Raw genomic sequence first — 19,312 nt, 5'->3', positions numbered from 1 at the left:
CATGCTTGATTTATTGAATTTGCCGGGCATTAAACCAGTAGATATGTATAAAGAAAGCAAGGCACTCATCATTGTTGCAGTGGCGGATGTTGCGGAGACGTTCATATGCCCAGATTGCAAGATCCCAATGCACAAGCATGGGACACGCAAGAATAAGTTTTCTGATACGCCGCTGTATATGGAGCCTGTTCGTCTTGAAGTGCAAAGGCCGCGTTTTCGCTGTGAAAGCTGCGGAAAAATGGCGATGTCTAAGCTGAGCTTCTTGGACGATAAGCGCCGCGCAACAAAACGCTTAGTTGATGTCATCCGACAGCAATGCTTTAGCGCCACATTCCGCGCCTTGGCAGACGAAACAGGCGTTGCCGTTAATACGGTTAAAAATATTGCCCATGACTTGATTCAAGAGCTTGAGCAAACCGTTCGCTATGAAACACCAGTCATCATGGGAATTGATGAAGTGAATCTAGCTGGTGGTTATCGTTGCATTATTACTAATCTAACAACCAATAACGTGTTTGAAATGCTGGAGGAACGCACACAAGACCATCTGAAGACATTCTTTAATGATCTGCCAGACCGTGAAAAAGTTGAGTGGGTTTGTACCGACTTGTGGCGGCCTTTCAAACGCTCCTTTGCAGCGTTTTTGCCTAATGCCAAGTTGATTATTGATAAGTTTCATGTTGTCAAAATGGCATTGGAAGCACTGGAAGAAGAGCGGAGGAAATATCAAGTACAACTCAGCAAGGATAATCTAATTAATGTAAAAAGGTCCATTCAATGGCTGATACTTAAACGACATGAGAATCTGACACCTGCCGAGCACAAAGCCCTTGCTATTGTTCGTGAACAAATTCCAGAGTTAGCCATTGCTTATGACCTTAAGGAAAGCTTCTTTACAATCTATGACGAACCAGAAAAGCAGCTGGCTCAGAACGCTTTTGAAGCATGGAAAAATAGGTTGCCGCATGAAGGAATGGAACCATTCAAAAAGTTGGTCAAAATGGTTCACAATCACTATGACGAAATTTTTGCATATTGGGATGCCCCATTCACAATTACCAATGCTTTCACGGAAGGTTTGAGTGGTTTGATCAAAATGTCTAATCGTTTAGGGCGTGGGAACAGCTATGAGATTATTCGCGCAAAGACGTTGTATTCGGTGGAGGCACGCAAGGTTGGTAGTGGTTTTCGCTCAGGTCGTGAGAAGGTTGAGTATGGGCCACATATTCCAACGCTACTGAAACAAGCTGAGAGTAGTGAGCTGGATTAGGGATCAGAAAATTCAACCCAAACAACCTTGGTATGTACTGGTGAAAACAACTAAAATCCAACCAAGTACAGGTTTCTTTCAGATTGACGATCTAGGGTTAGAAATAGATGTTTCCAACCCTAGAATGCAAATAGCCTAAAAAAAGCAGCAGGCACTTGAAGCCTTAGTCTACCGCTGCTTTTATTGTCCAAATAGTTCAAGCTCTCGTGGGTTCAATATGTTCTTCTAAGAACGGTCCAAACTCGATGGCTTTTGTCGGTTCGTAATTACGAACTAAGATTCCGATCATATTTAGAAGGAATGCCCGTCCAAGATATATTGGTGTTTCAGCCTTCTCTCTCTCCTCATCCCTTAATGGCCAAATAAGGACTTTCCCCGTTCCTGACTCTAATGCTACTCTATCAAGTGCTGTTGTACCATGAATTGTAGCAGAGAGCGAGCCATAAATCCTTTTATATTCACTTTCCATGTCTAAGTGTTTTGCCAGAGCGTAAATTGATGATGGCCCATTATACAGTGAATACCATTTAGGTGTACCATCTCTTCTTAATCCTGCTTTTGTTCGAATCCATTCAGTTGAAATCCTTGATAAAGCCGGTAAATTAAGTTCGGTCTCTAACGCAGATTTCTTACTAATTAGTTCGGCCTCTTGGACTTCAGGTTCTAGAATCTTCTCCTGAATGGCCATATCAAACCAAGCGATATTTTGGTATTTTGATCCTACTTTATAAGCTAAAGCACGATCATTTAAAAGCGCCGGATCTTTATAGATATATTCAATAGCTAAATTAGTTTCAAACGCATTACGTAGAGACGTTCTAGCAAGATCATAATTATTATGATCTACTCCGATAAAAATCCCATCTACTTGTTCAATTAACTGCCTGAAAAGCGAAAATGTGATAACTTCAGTATCGGTATACCCACCTTTATTAGCAGCTTCTTCTAGAAGTTTGTCCGCGAATAGTATTGTTTGACTTAGTGATTCAAGTAATGGATATGGTTGATCATAATCTCCAATCATCTACAACGTCCCCTTTGATAAATTTATCCGGTAGCTCTAATTTAGCAAATACTGGGACTACCGTCTATATAGAAAGTCTGACATTTTAGTTGTTTGATCTTCAATAGCTGGGAAGATCTAGCATAATGTATATGTATCTTTGAATCTTTTTGTAACATTTTCCTTTTGTACTTGCTAGTGATTTTTAATGCAAGTTTTTGCTATACTTCCGCACAACCCCTTATAACCTGTAGTGGGTTTGTAAGGGAAAGTGGATGCTCGGCAATGAGCAAATGCTTGGCTATTTCTACACAAAAAATCGCCCGCGGCATCTGCCGAGGGCAAGTGTAATACACTGTAATACACAAAGTTTTACACCTGTCTTACATCATGTTGTGCAGAGTCTCCCGTTTTTTACGCCTGACATAGATCACTAATCATCGTCTTCCAACTCCCTTAACCATGAGGGATTCTCTAACTCTTCAATCACTTCAGTTTTTATTCGAAGCATCAACTCGTTAGCCTCTTCTACGGATTTACATTGTACAAATCGTGATGCAAGTTCCTCTTTTGTCACTTCGCCACGCGGTTTCAAAAAGTACTTCACATTACTTAGTTGCTTCGCTACATACTTTGGATTGTATCCTGTAAGCTTTGACAACTCAAAGTCGTAATTGGCAATCACAGTCCATGCAATCATTAGCTTATCACTATAACGATCTACCAAGAACTCTGTGAAGCTACCCTCGATATCATTTAAGAAGGCAATGTCGTATAACTCCATTGAATGAGCATCGACATAATCAGGATCTAGTTGAGGGTATTCACTGTATACTGGAGATATTTCAGCGATGACTTTCGATTGTAAATCCGATTGCTCCCGGATCGATTTATACTCTAAAAGGCACGCGTTTACTTTTAAGACAATCGACTCATATTTATCAACGACTACTGCGGGATTCAATGAAAGGATATCCTCCTCCACCGCTGATCGGTTCTTAGCCAACACTCCCATCAGCAAGCGTGAATAACTACCGTCTCGATTATCCCTTGAATATTCTTCGATCAACTTCAGTCGATCGTTAATCATTTTCTTTAGTTTCATATACTCCTCATACCTGAATTTCTGAAGTTTCCAGTCGACACGTTCATTAACTTTGTCCTCGATCTCAGGAAAGCTCAGCGCAGCAAAAGGGAAGTCTCTTAGCATAATAAATTCAGCGTTTTCTAAAGGTGTTGAATGTACCATAGGGCTATGATACTTGTAGTTCCATGGTTTTGCGCGTGGTTTACCTGGATACCGATAGCTAGAACTCATAAAGTTACAATCGATGGTGAGCAATAAACTGTTAATGTCCAGGTAGTAGCAAAAACCAGCATTATTATAGGCGACTTCTAATGGCTCCCGGAATATACGCGCATGTTCAACGACCTTAGAGTATTTTAAGTAAATATCCGCATCCATAATCCAAATATCATGAATACCTGCCTGCCGATATAGCTGGTGTCGTTCACTCCAACTCGCGTCTGATAAAGGGCTATGTTGGAATTCAAATACCCACTTTTGGCAGGCAAGATCATCATTAAGATGATCGACCAATATATCTGCAATTTGTTGAGTTTCAGGGATGTAGACCTCTAACTCAATGTGTGCATCCGGAAATTCCAGCTTCAGCCAACTAAACAGTAGTTGTTTCCCTTTTATGTGTGCTTCTGTTTCGGGCTCATACGTATTAACAACGCATTCCATCCTTTTATGAGCGAAGTGAGCGGATACCTTCTCTCCTCTTTTATAATGAACCGGATTATTACAGCTAGGGCACAACAATTCGTTTGATTTAGAAAGTTGTCTAGCAGATTCTTCATCACAACTGTAGGAATAAAGATCATGACCATGAATACTCCGAGAACGCAGCATACGAACACCCACACTCCTTCAATAATCTTATTAACATAAATCAAATCAATTAAATAAGTGATAACTCATTTCTATCCTCGAGGAAAATGTCGCCATGCCTGCCGTGCCTGTAAATAACTTATCAAATGAATCAGGATCATCTATCATAAATGCCTTAAGCAAATTTTTTAATAGCTGGTCTAAAAAAGACGATGTCATTAAAGCGCAACCTCTATCCGATTCATTATCCAAATGGAAATGAAATTGCATGATTGAACTTGTCTCTTTCTCGTAATTACCCAAAACTCTACAATATCTTTGGCAGAATAAAGATTATTCATTTTTAACGCCCCTTATTCTAAACTATTTTGTATAGTACCTCTGCATGGTCGTCATACCAGATCCAGTTAGCCCATAATGCTGTAATCAAATAAACTACTAATTTTTATTCGACAGGTTGATTGGTTGAGTATATAAGAACAGAATTTTATTCGACAAGGTAGGACATAACTCCTTGTTTTTGATAGAAAACTCTGAGAAAATAGACCAAAAGAAGGAAATTCGTTCTTTTTCGTCGAATTTACTGTCCATAATTTTTTTGTGGGAGGAGAGCTTTAATATGAATTACGAGAAAGGATCACTATGGAAAAAATGGGATTTGCACGTGCATACCCCATATTCAATAATACATCACTTTGTTGGAGCAACCGAAGACGAAGTTTGGGAAAATTACATAAGAGATTTAGAAAATCTGCCATCTGAGATTAAAGTACTTGGTATTAACGATTACATCTTTATTGATGGATATCGTAAGGTCAAGCAATACAAGGACAACGGTCGTCTGGCTAACATTGACTTATTGTTACCAGTTGTAGAACTCAGACTTGACAAATTTGGTGGAGCAAAGAACAAGTTGAGTCGAGTCAATTTTCATGTCATCTTTTCTGATCAAATTGATGCGGATATAATTGAGCAATGTTTTCTCAATGCTCTTACTAGCAAATACGAACTTTCCCCTCTTGCAAAGGAAAACCAAGTCACATGGAATTCTATTGTTAATAGAATGACGCTTACACAATTAGGGCAGATGATCAAATCATCCATTCCTGAGGAACAAAGAGGACAGTACAAAAGTGATCTGGAAGAAGGGTTTAATAATCTAAATCTTGATAAGAAACAAATACTTAAAATACTTGATCAACATCACTTTGTTGGAAAATACTTAACAGCTGTTGGTAAAACAGAGTGGGCAGATATTAAATGGATGGATGGATCCATTGCGGAAAAGAAAAACATAATCAATAGTGTAGATTTAGTCTTTGTATCATCGTATTCTGCTGAAGATTATTTTAAGGCTGTTGTTTCTCTTAGTGAGGCTGGTGTCAATAATAAATTACTTGATTGTAGCGATGCACATTACAGCCCCTCATCATCAGAGAAAGATAAGCTTGGTAAATGCTATACTTGGCTTAAAGCAGATACTACCTTTGAAGGGCTAAAGCAGGTTTTAAACGAATGGGATGAAAGAGTCTATGTAGGTGAACTGCCCCCCAAACTTGTATCAGTAAATAATAAAAAGGGGAAGTTTATTTCATCAATCGCTGTAAGCAAGAAGAATGAAGGCACCGGTTGGTTTGATAATGTGTCTGTGCAATTAAATCACGATTTAGTTGCAGTTATCGGTAATAAAGGAAATGGTAAAAGCGCTCTGGCAGACATCATAGGCCTGGCTGGGGGGACTAAAAATGCGGGAGAGTTTTCTTTTCTTACAAAAGTCCGATTTAGACAAGGGAGTTTAGCTAAAAATTTCGAAGCTGTGCTTACATGGGAAAACGGTGTTGTTGAAAGTATTTCGCTAGACGAAAACCCCAAAGAACATGCACTTGAAAAAGTCAAATATCTTCCCCAGCGTTATTTAGAAACATTGTGCAATAATGAAGATGATAAGTTTGAAAACGAGCTGAAAAAGGTAATCTTTTCACACGTAGATGAAAAAGATAGACATCAGAAGACGTCTTTGAACGACTTAATTCAATATAAAAGTGAGACAATTAAAGAGTCTATTCGGATTCTATCCGATCAACTCCTGATTATTAACGAGCAGTTAATGAATCTGGAAAATAAGGCAACTCCAAATTACATCTCGAATGTCCTTGAGCTACTTAAAAACAAAGAACAAGAACTTGAAGCTCATTTAAAACAAAAGCCTGAAGAGGTTTTACCCCCTGATGCTGCAAATGCTAATTTAAACGGAGAGTTACTCGGACTCTCTGCTCTTGTTGATGATTATAAGAAATTACTTATTAGTTTGAATGAAACGATTGAAAGTAAAAAGAATGAGCACATCGATGTAAAAAATAAGATCGCTACGGCTCAGCGACTTGATGAAAGAGTTAAAAATTTCGAGATGCAGTACTCTAGTTTTCTTGCAAATTGTGATATTGAAATTAATACACTTGGATTGCAAATTGAAAATATTATAACACTCAATGTTGATGTTTCCTCATTAAGAAACGTTCAAGCTGATTTACTTACGCAAGACATAAAACTTGCGAATGATCTTAGCGATAATAGCCCTAATAGTTTGATTAAACAGCGTGAAGCACTTGAGTTCCAAATCAAAGGCACGCAAAGCAGATTGGATGAGCCAACACAAAAATACCATATATACAAGAGATCACTTTTCGATTGGGAAACTAAAAGAGTTGAAATTTCAAATGAAATCATAAGATTACAGCAAAACGCATTATACCTACAGTCGGATCTGAAAAAAGAAATCACCAAGCATAAGGAACTTAGAGTGGCAAAGACAAAGGAAATTTTCGCTGACATATTGAAGATATCCGAAATTTATTCAAGCTTGTATAAACCAGTACAAGAATTTATCGATAAGCATTCATTAAGTGATTCTGATTATGAATTAAAATTTGAAGTATCTATTGATGGTAGCACGGCGCTTGATGGAATTTTAGGAAAGATCAATCAAGGTGTTAGAGGAAGATTCTACGGAACAGAAGAAGGTAGAAAACTACTTACTTCCTTGCTTGAAGAAACGGATTTTAACGAGGTGGATTCAACTATTAGTTTTGTAGACAAGTTATTAACAACTATGGCTAGTGACAATTCAATTCCTGATTCGTCCAATATCGAAATGCAACTTAGAAAGAATGCTACTGTTCTGGATTTTTATCAATATCTGTTCTCACTCGAATACTTAAAGCCTTACTATAGCCTAAAGCTAGGAGACAAAGAAATATCTATGTTATCACCAGGTGAAAAAGGAGCATTACTATTGATCTTTTATTTACTGGTAGATAACGATGAAATACCTTTAATAATTGATCAACCTGAGGAAAATCTGGATAATCAATCAGTCTTTAAAATGCTTGTTCCCTGCATAAAAGAAGCAAAGAAAAGAAGACAAATTATTATGGTTACGCACAATCCTAATCTTGCTGTTGTTTGCGATGCAGAACAGATTATCCATGCGCAAATGGATAAAACAAATAACAATTACATGAGTTATAAATCTGGTGCTATCGAGAATATTGAAATAAATAAATATATTATAGATATTCTTGAAGGCACAAAACCAGCCTTTTCAAACAGACAATCAAAATACTCGTTATTTTGAGTGAATAAAGGGCGAGGTGGGATCATTCACCTCGCCTAGCCGTATCGATATAAAAATTACCTACAACAACAAATTTTTTGTTTAATAACTGTTCCAACGGAATTTGTTCATTACTCTCGAGTTCTACGCCGTAGTAGAGAGCTTTGCTTTTGTCGTAACAGATGCAAAAAGTTTTTACCCCATTAGATAATAAATCTGACTCGTATACCTCGTTTTTATTGTTATCAAGTAGTTCTGTCGATTGAATTATATGAATGTCTCCGAAATCAAAAACATTTTCCAAATTTCCTCTAAAATGAACGGATATTTTGTTGTTTCTAAAATCAATTGCAGAAACAGAGTAAAGCTTCTTATCGAACTCATCAACTACCTTAAGCCGAATGTCCCTCATGAAAACTTCCCTCCTCGGTATAAGATATTCAAAAGTCCCATATAAAATTAATATTCTCGGATAACAGATTCCGTAAAAATGTCATGTCATCTTAAACACGATAGGAATAGTATTTCCATTTCTATTATGATCCATTAAACTTTTCCTTCATTTTGATGTATAACCATGCTTCTTCCGGTGAACCAGCTATTAGGGAAGCGTAAAGACCGGTATATACAGGGGGTGTTTGTTTATGGGGATGACTCGTTGGATATAACTAGTCCTAGTTAAGTCTAGGAGGATTCTATGAATGGGAAATATCATCTTCACAGTTCGCCCGAACCCACGAACTGGAGAGTCATTGTGGAGTTATTTACTTCGCCTAGCCAACCAAAATGGTGTTCCATTTCTGTCGATGCTAAATAGTATTAAGCAATTGGATAGAAAGTATGTCCAACGGGCTGACCTCAACCTCCTCGATATCTCATATGGAAGTGTCCTAAATATGGAACAGCTTACGAATTTGACAGGACAGTCAATGGAGAGATTACAGAATGCTACTCTAGCTCCACTATTGAGGACGTTTGGAGTGAATCAAGAGATTCAGCGGGCACGTTTTGTATCCGGGATGATATTAGATACTTATCGGTACTGCCCTCAATGCTTGAAAGAGATGCTGTACTATAGACTCTTATGGAAGCTGGCTCCTGTCACAGCTTGCACTCTACATGACGTTTACCTAGTCAACGGATGTCCTAGTTGTAAGAAGCAGTTCCATTTTCGGGTTGTTGAACTCCTTGGCGTGTGTCCGCACTGTGGTTTTTCCCTTTTAAGGAGTCAAGCGCAACCGATTGATGACTTTGCTAGAGAGCAACAACATTGGATAAATGAGGCGCTACTTGTTTTGTTTGAGCCAGGCCACCACCACGTTAAATCAGATGAAACAGCTATGCGTCTTTTGTATCTGCATTGCGGAAGGCAGCAGTATTTTGATCGGCAACTCATAGAGGCACCGGTGCTATCGGTTTTACCTACACTACTCCAGCATGCAAGAGACAGTCTGTCTCAAAGGCGAACCCTTCACCTTTCATTTCTGTTAAAAACCCTGTATGAACATCACCACTCGATGAATGAATTCTTAGAACTCACTGTTCCGGACAGTTTTGTGGAGTCAGTAAGACAAAGCTTGGTTCGTAAGGCAGATCAATTGTCTTGTCTAGCACCATGGTGTAATGGATTTCAGCAGCCGGAAACGCTCGTGAAAACGGGAACGACTATGAAAAAACGTAAATCCGGTGAGATATTACTGTATTATTTGGCCTGTACCGAATGTGGGTGTGAATACGCAATCGGCGAGGATGGAGAGCTCCAAGAGCGAACTTACTTTATTGAAGCGTATCAGGCGCTACGAAAGGAACCTACACCTCTGACAGGGATAAAACTGTTAGCAAGAAGTATTGGATTCACAGAGGATAAAACCCGCCGATGTTTAGCTTATTTCTGCACCCGGATAAACTCTTCTGAGTGGAATATTGCTCGTATTGAGCTTGACACTGCCTTGCTCGAGCAAGTTCTTCACAAGGTTCGTAAAGGAACGATACTGAAGGTCATTCAACATTGGGATTGCTGGGAGAGTTATCAGCAATTTCTCATTTATCGATTTCATCAGGATATTATGCGTGCGCTTGTTGATTTGAAGAGGCCCCGACCGTCAAAACGATCAGGTGGCATTGTAAAGTGTGAAAAAGTTCGTGAAACGCTGGAGGGCTTATTGGAAAGGGATGAGGATATTACGATTGATGCAGTGTGTGACCTCTTAGGAGTGTGTCCTGAAACGATTCGAAATCGGAGATACAATGAATTGATTGCTGAGGCAAAACAGCTTCAAAGAGGGCAAAGGATCCAATCAATGAAAGATGAGATATATAAAAAAATGGAAACCTACTTGTTATCCAATCCTACCGATGCAGTCACATCTCGTGCGGTATATGGTATGCTTGGAATACAACGCACCGTACTCTGGCGAACTGCCCCTGAGCTTACGGCATATATCCATGAACAAATTGTCCGGCACAACCGGAGTGTTAAAGATGTAGTTGAGTGAATTGGAGCGGACCAAGAGTGATATCAAGATTTACTATTAGACCTATGCCGAAATGTGGTGAATCCCTTACTGGGTATCTCATACGAATTGCTCACAGAAACTTCGTGAGTTTGAATAGTTTGTTTACTTCAGTTCATAACGGTAGCAGGAGACGCACTGATCATCAGATCGATATTCTATCGGAGCGAGTTATTAACCTTGAAGCGTTGTCACAAATTGTCGGTATTCCCCTTTCCCGATTACGAGCAATGACTTTCCAATCGGTAGTAGAGAAATACACTGATCATATTGATATATCTCAGGATTACCCTGCTGTAATGCGTGACGTGACAGATAAAATCCAACGACGATTTTGCCCGGTGTGTTTGCAAGAGGATGGCGTATTGAAATTGATTTGGCAGGTGAAAGAAGTCGAGATCTGTGACAAACATCATGTTCGTCTAATATCGAAATGCCCAGAATGCACGACTGACCAACCTTTTCTATCAAATACCTTAGCAGTACTTCGTTGCTTTTCATGTGGATCTAAACTGGCATCACTTGGCGTAACAAAAATAGAAGAGACAGACTTAATTACTGCTCAGCTACGTGTATATTCCGACTGGCATTATCTAATGAACCCTTCATTCTCAGCATTGGTTCCAAGAGTTCAGAATTATTCAAAGCTAAAATCTCTTGCAATTGCAATTGTTTATCTCTTGCAAGGAAAGCCTGAAACATATTATCCAGAATCGGATTTACAACCTCGATTGAGGAAATTGACGCAAGGGCTTGTTAGAATGGTTAGGGATGACAGTGATCCGAAAAGGGTAACTGTGCCCCAGTCTCTTTCTATTCTACGGAGGTTAGATCTAAAGCCATCCGATATACAAACAATTTGTATACCTGAATCATACATCTCATCCATGTATCCTACAAAATATTCGTTCGGGCAATGTTTAGCACAATGGTGTAAGTTCTATGGTACAAGTAATGGAATGGAAAGAATCTCTTGGAAGCATTGCTTTTTGGTGGACAAAATACGATACGCATATCCCAGCGTCTGCAAGGGATGCTACATGAGGTACGGAATTTCAGAAAATCAATGGTATAACGTCCCGGTATCATTTTGTGACGGTATATTACTCGCTCAAAAGGTAAAAGATCTACTGAATACAGGAGCATCCCACAATCAAATTACAAAGAAACTTAAAATTCGACATCCTCAGCTCTCTAGAATTGTTGGATACCTCGCGTATCATCAACTTCTAGACAATAGTGTAGCGAAACAGTATACACCGCAATCAGTGCCCAACAATATTTTAGAATGTGTGAAGAATATCGGGCCATTTGTATCGGAAATTGGGCAAGCCAAAGCAAAAAAAATGTATGGGTGGAAAACAATAGACTTCTATTACTATATGGCCATGTCCGAAGTGCAGGCTTACTTATCAATGGACGAAGAATCAAAGGTATCACCAAGACGTAGGACTGCGGGAAAAAGAAGCATAACCGAGGAAGAAGCACGGAGGCTAGAAACAATTATCGAACAATGGAAAATGTCCGATACAAGGATAACATTTCAAGGACTTGCAAAAGCTCTTAATTGTCCAACCATTATTCTTCATGTGAAGCCGTATGAGGACATGGTTATTGCAGCTCAGTCAGAACAACAGTTTCTTCTTCACAAAAAGGAAAAGAATGAGTTGCGAAAAAAAGTGAGGGAATTCATAGACTCTAAACTGCAAAGTGGCGAACCCATTGTTGCTTATGAGATATATGCTCATATTGGTCGAGGTGTCAATCATCTGAAAAGACATTTTCCTTGGCTCAGGAAGTGGATAACATTAGTTGCGAAAAAGGATCAAGAAAATCGTATAAAGGAAAAAAAAGAAGATTTAATTGCTGGCGTTTTTCTCGCAGTGGAGGAGATTGCCGCTACATCTTCACATCTGAATTTAGACGATATTGCTAATCATCTTGGGGTGAGCAGAGATATTCTTAAGCTATATGGGGAGGTTACTGAGGCAATAAATCAGGCTAAGCTTCGGTACAAAATCGGAATCGTTAAAAACAAAAATCATTGATGCGATTTATGTCATTTTAATTTATACGAATGCTGGTTTATGCTATTATAAATTATCTAAAGTGTCATTTGGTTGAAGATAAACCGAAGGTTTAGGTGTATTATTTGTGCCAATTGTAGATATACCTCACAATAATGTCCGGTGACATTAAAGTTGATGACTAGTGTTAACATCCAACAAACTCTAAAGCCCACCATTAAAACCATGCACAAAACATATAAAGTGTAATTACAAGCCGAACTGATTTCAGGCATTTCCACCTGAAATCACTCGGCTTTTTCTTTTCTATTTCAATCTCTTCCTCGATCTTTTTCCCAATCAATATCCTCGAGATCCCTTGCCTGTTCTGGTTTTATTCCTATTTTAATCTGTTCCCTTTCAAACCCAATCCCAATGTTTTCTCCTGCTTTTACTCCTACCTGCCGTCAAACTTTTATGGTTCGATTTGTGTTTTTCCTAAGCCCTCACGCCCATGATTTTCTCTGCATTTCAGTCAAACTTATTAAAAAATCGGATTTTTTTGAGGGTGTCGTGAATATGAAAAGCCCTGTGGGAGTAGGGTGGAGCGGGATTGGTTGGGTGGTGTGGTGAACTTATTCATATGGGGACAACCACATTAAAATAAAATTGTCATATGACAGAATTGATGACAGCGGTCACTATAAGACAACCTCCCTTTTAATTATAGTAGTTAATGATGAGAATTTTTTTATAAGGATCATGTTGAAGCCATGGTAAGAAGGCAGCTAAAGACTTCATGATATTTCAATGATTAACTATGGTTCCATACAAGAAGTGGAGGAATGAAGGATGAGGAAACAATCTTTTTTGTTGGTCATCGCTATTTTATTATCAGTTATTTCACCTGGACTAGTATCTAATAGAGCGGATGCGGCTGGGGGTACAGTTACAAAAAGTTACACTGCCTCTGCGGATACGATGGAGTTGAGAGGCCAGCCGGAATATAACGGCATATACGATAATGATGGGGATGGTTTTCTTTATGTTGGTATGAGTAATAATGACGGCTTCGTAAATGTCCGAAATAGAATGGCAATGATGTTTAATCTAGGTGTACCCGAAGGAACTATTGTATCAGCAGAGTTGGTTTTGACTGTCGCTACTGTCCTTAGAGTCCCTGGCCATAATTTGTATACGGAAGTTAGGGGTTCTACAGCGAATGATTTGAACCTTGTAAGCTTTCCGCCAATGGATACGAACACCCTTTATGCGGATAAATTTACAGCAAAGAATACTAGTGAAGTGCCTATGGGTACATATCTTCAGAATCAAACGATTACTCTTAACGTAAAATCAGCTGTAGATGCATTTACGGACAGCTCTGATCGTAAACTAACCTTAATTCTGAATGGTAATGAGTCAGATGCTGATAGCGGTAGATTTCTATTTTATTCCATGGAAACTGCAAATGCTGCGTATCATCCTAAACTAGTGGTTACTTATGAGACCGGACCTGCAAATACGATTCCGACAGGTTCTTTTGCGATAATTGAAGGCGCAGCTACAAGCTCGTCAATTGTTAATCTATCTGTAACGGGATCTGACGCTGACGCAGGCGATAGTGTTACGCATATGAGATTTTCGAATAGTGCTGCGGGTTTGTCGGCAGCATCTTGGTTGCCTTTTAGCAATTCAGCAACATTTAGTCTAGCTGGCGGTGACGGGGCTAAGACGATCTATATGCAATTAAAGGATTCCAAAAATGGAATTTCGAATACATCTTCCCAGAGTATACTATTAGATCAGACATCTCCAACAGGATCTCTTATCATTAATAATAATGCTGCATTTACTAAAAACTACACCGTGACTTTGAGCGGAAGTTATTCCGACGGGAGTGGCTCGGGAGTTGAGCAAGCTCGGCTATCGAATGTTAGCGGTAGTTGGCAAACGAGTTGGTTTAATATTTCTGATTTGAATGGGAGGTCGTGGGTACTCTCAGCAGGAGAAGGTGCTAAAACGATATATGTTCAATATAAAGATAGGGTCGGAAATTTGAGTATGGGAACTATAAGCAGCACGATTACTGTAGATACCATATCACCAGTTATATCAAATGTAGAGAATAATAAAATATATAACAAGGTGATGGCCCCCACATTTAATGAAGGTAGTGGGCTATTGAATGGTAACCCCTTTAATAGCGGGACAGAGATTGTTATGGATGGTACTTATACGCTGACCGTAACGGATTCGGCAGGGAATTCAACAACGGTTAACTTTAAAATAGACACGGCTCCACCGGTTGTAACAGGTGTAACTAATGGTGGAATCTATAAGGGGAATGTGACAGTTACCTTTAATAAAGGAACGGCAACATTAAATGGAGCAGCATTCACTAGTGGAACAGCGGTTACAATGGACGGCACTTATACGCTTGTTGTAACGGATCAAGCAGGGAATGTAACAACAGTGGGCTTTGAGATAGATAAGACTGCACCAATTGTAAGTGGAGTAACACATGGTGGGAGTTACAAAGCTCCGGTTACGGTAATTTTTAACGAAGGAACGGCGACGTTAAATGGAGCAGCATTGGCTAGTGGAATGCGGATTGACGCGGATGGTAGTTATACACTTGTCGTTACGGACGCAGCAGGAAATGCAACAACGGTGAGCTTTGTGATTGATAGAGCAGCACCAATCGTAACAGGTGTTGTGGATGGTGGGATCTACAAGGATAAAGTGACAGTTAGCTTCAATGAAGGAACAGCAACATTGAATGGAATTCCTTTTATAAGTGGTACGGAGATTACTGTAGACGGTAGCTATACACTTGTCGTAAAGGATGCAGCTGGAAATGTAACAACGGTGAGCTTTGTGATTGATAGAGCAGCACCAATCGTAACAGGTGTTGTGGATGGTGGCATGTACAAGGATAAAGTGACAGTTAGCTACAATGAAGGAACAGCGACATTGAATGGAGCTGCTTTTACAAGTGGTACGGAGATTACTGTAGACGGTAGCTATACACTTGTCGTAACGGATGCAGCTGGAAATGCAACAACGGTGAACTTTGTGATTGATAAAGTAGCACCAATCGTAACAGGAGTTGCTGATGGTGGAATGTACAAGGATAAAGTCACGGTCAGCTACAATGAAGGAACGGCAACATTGAATGGTATTTCTTTTACAAGTGGGACTGAAGTTAATCAAGACGGCACATATAAGCTCATCGTAACGGATGCAGCTGGAAATACAACAACGGTGAGCTTTGTGATTGATAGAGCAGCACCAATCGTAACAGGAGTTGCGGATGGCGGGATGTACAAGGATAAAGTGACAGTTAGTTTTAATGAAGGAACATCAACATTGAATGGTGCTTCTTTTACAAGTGGTACAGAGATTACTGTAGACGGTAGCTATGTACTTGTCGTAACGGATGTAGCTGGAAATGTAACAACAGTGAACTTTGTGATTGATAAAGTAGCACCAATCGTAACGGGTGTTGCCGATGGTGGCATGTACAAGGATAATGTGACAGTTAGCTACAATGAAGGAACGGCAACATTGAATGGAACTGCTTTTACGAGTGGTACGGAAGTTACTCAAGATGGCACGTATAAGCTCATCGTAACGGATGCAGCTGGAAATTCAACAACGGTGAACTTTATGATTGATAAGGTGGCACCAATCGTAGCAGGAGTTGCTGATGGTGGAATGTACAAGGATAAAGTCACGGTCAGCTACAATGAAGGAACAGCAACATTGAATGGAACTGCTTTTACGAGTGGTACGGAAGTTAATCAAGACGGCACGTACAAGCTCATCGTAACGGATACAGCTGGAAATGTAACAACAGTAAACTTTGTGATTGATAAGGTAGCACCAATCGTAACGGGTGTTGCGGATGGTGGAATCTACAAGGATAAAGTGACAGTTAGCTTCAATGAAGGAACGGCAACATTGAATGGAACTGCTTTTACAAGTGGGACTGAAGTTAATCAAGATGGCACTTATAAGCTCATCGTAACGGACGCAGCAGGAAATGCAACAACGGTGAACTTTGTGATTGATAAGGTAGCACCAATCGTAACTGGAGTAGCCGAAGGTGGAATGTACAAGGATAAAGTAACAGTTAGCTACAATGAAGGAACGGCAGCATTGAATGGAACTGCTTTTACGAGTGGTACGGAGGTCATTCAGGACGGCACGTATAAGCTCATCGTAACGGATGCAGCAGGAAATGCAACAACAGTGAACTTTGTGATTGATAAGGTAGCACCAATCGTAACAGGTGTTGCGGATGGCGGCATGTACAAGGATAAAGTGACAGTTAGTTTCAATGAAGGAACGGCAACATTGAATGGAGCAGCTTTTACAAGTGGGACGGAAGTTAATCAAGACGACACGTATAAGCTCGTCGTAACGGATGCAGCAGGAAATTCAACAACGGTGAACTTTGTGATTGATAAAGTAGCACCGATCGTAACAGGTGTTGTGGATGGTGGGATCTACAAGGATAAAGTGACAGTTAGCTACAGTGAAGGAACGGCAACATTGAATGGAACTGCTTTTACGAGCGGGACTGAAGTTAATCAAGATGGCACGTATAAGCTCATCGTAACGGATGCAGCTGGAAATGTAACAACGGTGAACTTTGTGATTGATACAGTAGCACCAATCGTAACAGGTGTTGCGGATGGCGGCATGTACAAGGATAAGGTCACGATCAACTTCAATGAAGGCACAGCAAAATTAAATGGAACTGCTTTTACAAGCGGTACGGAGATTACTGTAGACGGTAGCTATACACTTGTTGTAACGGATGGAGCGGGTAATGCTGCTACGATTATTTTCCTAGTGGATACTACTGCTCCAACGGGTACATTAACCATTGATCAAGCTGGTTCGGAATGGACGAATGTTGCGGATACAACTCTAACTCTTACTAGCGATGACAGTAGTAAAGGAAGTGGCGTTGTCGAGATGCGCTTCTCGGGCAATGGGACGGATTGGAGTAGCTGGGAGCCATCCGCTGCAACGAAGGCATGGAGCTTTGGAGCAGGCGACGGGGAGAAATCAGTATTCGTACAGTTTAAAGACAAGGCAGGCAATGTAAGTCATTCCGTTATTCAAGATAAAATAAAACTTGACCAGACGATACCAACAGGAACGATTACCATAAATAGCGGAGCTACTGTAACGAGTAGCAAGGAAGTGAAACTATCTCTAACTTCTTCAGATGGCGATGGTAGTGGTGTTACTGAAATGCGGTTTTCTGCCGATAAGTTGACTTGGTCAGCTTGGGAGAATGTACTGCTCACCAAAAATTGGATTTTGGATGGAGATTATGGATCTAAGCAGTTATACGTTCAATACCGAGATGCAGCAGGTAATAGCAGTGTGGCACATGCAGCATCTATTGAATACCAAGCAAGCAGCGGTTCCAGCAATGGCGGTGGTAGTACAGAAACGAATTCTGATATTACAGTTAGCATAGGAAACAAGCCAGTACAAATGATTAAGGCAACTGTAAGGACAATAGAAGGTAAAAAAGTTACGACGTTGGTCTTTGAGGAAGCTCAGCTTAAAGAGCTTTTGAATGGAGCAGGTGATAATCCCGTTATTACGATTACAGTTCATAATCAATCTGATATCGTGAATTGGGAAATAAATGCCGGGCTTCTTTCAGCCTTTGAAAGCAGTAACGCTGTTATTCAACTAATGTCTGAAAAAGCGTCTTATAGCTTTCCGTTGGATCAAGTTCATATTGATAAATGGCTTAACCAATTCGGATCTAATGTTTCACTTAAGGATATAACTCTCAAGATGGAAATCATTCATGCTCCTAACTCAGAATTTGTTTATAAGGATAGGGGTAACGGACAAATTACACTTTTCGCTCCTCCTGTGAAATTTTCAGTGAAAGCGTACTTTGGGGGCAAGGAAATAGAGCTGAATCAATTTGATACTTTTGTAGAGAGAAGTATTGCTTTGCCTGAAGGATTAGATCCTAAGCGTATTACGACGGGAGTAAAGCTAATTTCGGACGGATCGCTCATTCATATTCCAACTAAGGTAATAGAAGAAGGCGGACGTTATTACGCTTTCCTGAGCAGCATGACTAACAGCATGTACGGTCTCATTTATCATCAAAAATCATTTAGCGATGTTGCAACACATTGGGCCAAAACAAGTATCAATGATCTGGCATCAAGACTTATCATTAATGGTTCTGACGAGCAGCGTTTTTTACCGGATAACGAAATAACTCGAGCAGAATTCACAGCTATAATGATAAGGGCATTAGGTTTAAGTTCTGCTGCTAAATCTGTAAGCTTTACAGATATATCAGAAAAGGACTGGTATCATTCAGCAGCTCAAATCGCATATTCGTACGGATTGGTTGATGGATACAGCGATGGTTCATTCAAGCCTAACGAGAAGATTACTAGACAGGAAGCAATGGTTATTTTATCGAGAGCAATGAAGCTGGCAGATTTGTATAATGAGCTTGGCAATGTACAGCAGCAAAATCTGCTTCATGGTTTTAAAGATAATACCAAATTAGCGGCATGGGCTCGCCAAGCCGCGGCATTAACGATTCAATTCGGTGTTATCGGCGGTTATAATGGGGAGCTGCAGCCTCAGAAAAATATTACTAGAGCTGAAACAGCCGCCATTATCCAAAGGCTGCTTCAAAAAGCTACATTCATTTAAGCATTACATAAAGAGGCTGCGGATTCCGCAGCCTCTTTATCGATTAGAAGCCGGAAAATACCTATTAGATAAACTAGGTGTTTTCCGCTTTTTTATGTTAAGGGAAGAGAAATGACTTTCATTTTTTGAGAAAAAAGGGATGTTGTTACTTTTTTCGGAATATGCAGCTAACTAGAGATTTCTGATTGGCATCTTCTATTTGTTGTAATGTGATGGCGGTTAGGGAGTCTTATGTCGTATTTACCCGGATTTAATGTCTTTATTACCCCTGTTCGTATGCGGGCTAT

At 39.8% G+C, this 19,312-nt stretch carries 8 protein-coding genes; 5 read left to right on the top strand and 3 right to left on the bottom strand.

The genetic code is table 11. The annotated features are described in order from the left end of the window. Position 1 precedes the first annotated feature (1 nt). Complete coding sequence (locus MHH56_RS29860; RefSeq protein ID WP_339205248.1) at positions 2–1,270, top strand: ISL3 family transposase; 1,269 nt, start codon at positions 2–4, stop codon at positions 1,268–1,270. Between the two features lie 196 nt (positions 1,271–1,466). Here the strand turns inward: MHH56_RS29860 and MHH56_RS29855 are convergent, their stop codons facing one another. Continuing rightward, a complete protein-coding gene (locus MHH56_RS29855; RefSeq protein ID WP_339205247.1) occupies positions 1,467–2,294 on the bottom strand; it encodes a DUF5677 domain-containing protein in 828 nt (275 codons plus the stop codon). 412 nt (positions 2,295–2,706) lie between these two features. After that, positions 2,707–4,191 (bottom strand): competence protein CoiA family protein, encoded by a 1,485-nt coding sequence (locus MHH56_RS29850; RefSeq protein WP_339205245.1) that lies wholly within the window; start codon positions 4,189–4,191, stop codon positions 2,707–2,709. Between the two features lie 598 nt (positions 4,192–4,789). Here MHH56_RS29850 and MHH56_RS29845 point away from each other — a divergent pair. Further along, positions 4,790–7,804, top strand: a complete 3,015-nt coding sequence (locus tag MHH56_RS29845; protein ID WP_339205244.1) for a TrlF family AAA-like ATPase — start codon at positions 4,790–4,792, stop codon at positions 7,802–7,804. Positions 7,805–7,826: 22 nt separating this feature from the next. Here MHH56_RS29845 and MHH56_RS29840 read toward each other — a convergent pair whose 3' ends face one another. After that, positions 7,827–8,195: a YopX family protein gene (locus MHH56_RS29840; protein ID WP_339205243.1), complete on the bottom strand. Its 369-nt coding sequence runs from the start codon at positions 8,193–8,195 to the stop codon at positions 7,827–7,829. Positions 8,196–8,484: 289 nt separating this feature from the next. On the opposite strand from MHH56_RS29840, the gene MHH56_RS29835 reads away from it, so the two are divergent. From MHH56_RS29835 to MHH56_RS29825, 3 genes are all read left to right on the top strand, one after another. Next, positions 8,485–10,278, top strand: coding sequence for a TniQ family protein (locus MHH56_RS29835; protein ID WP_339205241.1), 1,794 nt, complete (start codon positions 8,485–8,487; stop codon positions 10,276–10,278). 44 nt (positions 10,279–10,322) lie between these two features. Further along, a complete protein-coding gene (locus tag MHH56_RS29830; RefSeq protein WP_339209774.1) occupies positions 10,323–12,344 on the top strand; it encodes a TniQ family protein in 2,022 nt (673 codons plus the stop codon). Positions 12,345–13,154: 810 nt separating this feature from the next. Then, entirely contained in the window at positions 13,155–19,025 is a 5,871-nt protein-coding gene (locus tag MHH56_RS29825) for an S-layer homology domain-containing protein (RefSeq protein ID WP_339205240.1), read from the top strand. Positions 19,026–19,312 lie beyond the last annotated feature (287 nt).

This window comes from Paenibacillus sp. FSL K6-3182 (assembly GCF_037976325.1).
GTDB lineage: Bacteria > Bacillota > Bacilli > Paenibacillales > Paenibacillaceae > Pristimantibacillus.
This window is presented reverse-complemented; position numbering and strand designations above follow the sequence as displayed.

What these genes read in the sequence shown, in the direction of transcription:
- MHH56_RS29835 (WP_339205241.1), top strand. Translation starts at nt 8,485, where the DNA reads ATGGGAAATATCATCTTCACAGTTCGCCCGAACCCACGAACTGGAGAG.
- MHH56_RS29850 (WP_339205245.1), bottom strand. Translation starts at nt 4,191, where the DNA reads ATGCTGCGTTCTCGGAGTATTCATGGTCATGATCTTTATTCCTACAGT.
- MHH56_RS29855 (WP_339205247.1), bottom strand. Translation starts at nt 2,294, where the DNA reads ATGATTGGAGATTATGATCAACCATATCCATTACTTGAATCACTAAGT.
- MHH56_RS29840 (WP_339205243.1), bottom strand. Translation starts at nt 8,195, where the DNA reads ATGAGGGACATTCGGCTTAAGGTAGTTGATGAGTTCGATAAGAAGCTT.
- MHH56_RS29830 (WP_339209774.1), top strand. Translation starts at nt 10,323, where the DNA reads ATGCCGAAATGTGGTGAATCCCTTACTGGGTATCTCATACGAATTGCT.
- MHH56_RS29845 (WP_339205244.1), top strand. Translation starts at nt 4,790, where the DNA reads ATGAATTACGAGAAAGGATCACTATGGAAAAAATGGGATTTGCACGTG.
- MHH56_RS29860 (WP_339205248.1), top strand. Translation starts at nt 2, where the DNA reads ATGCTTGATTTATTGAATTTGCCGGGCATTAAACCAGTAGATATGTAT.
- MHH56_RS29825 (WP_339205240.1), top strand. Translation starts at nt 13,155, where the DNA reads ATGAGGAAACAATCTTTTTTGTTGGTCATCGCTATTTTATTATCAGTT.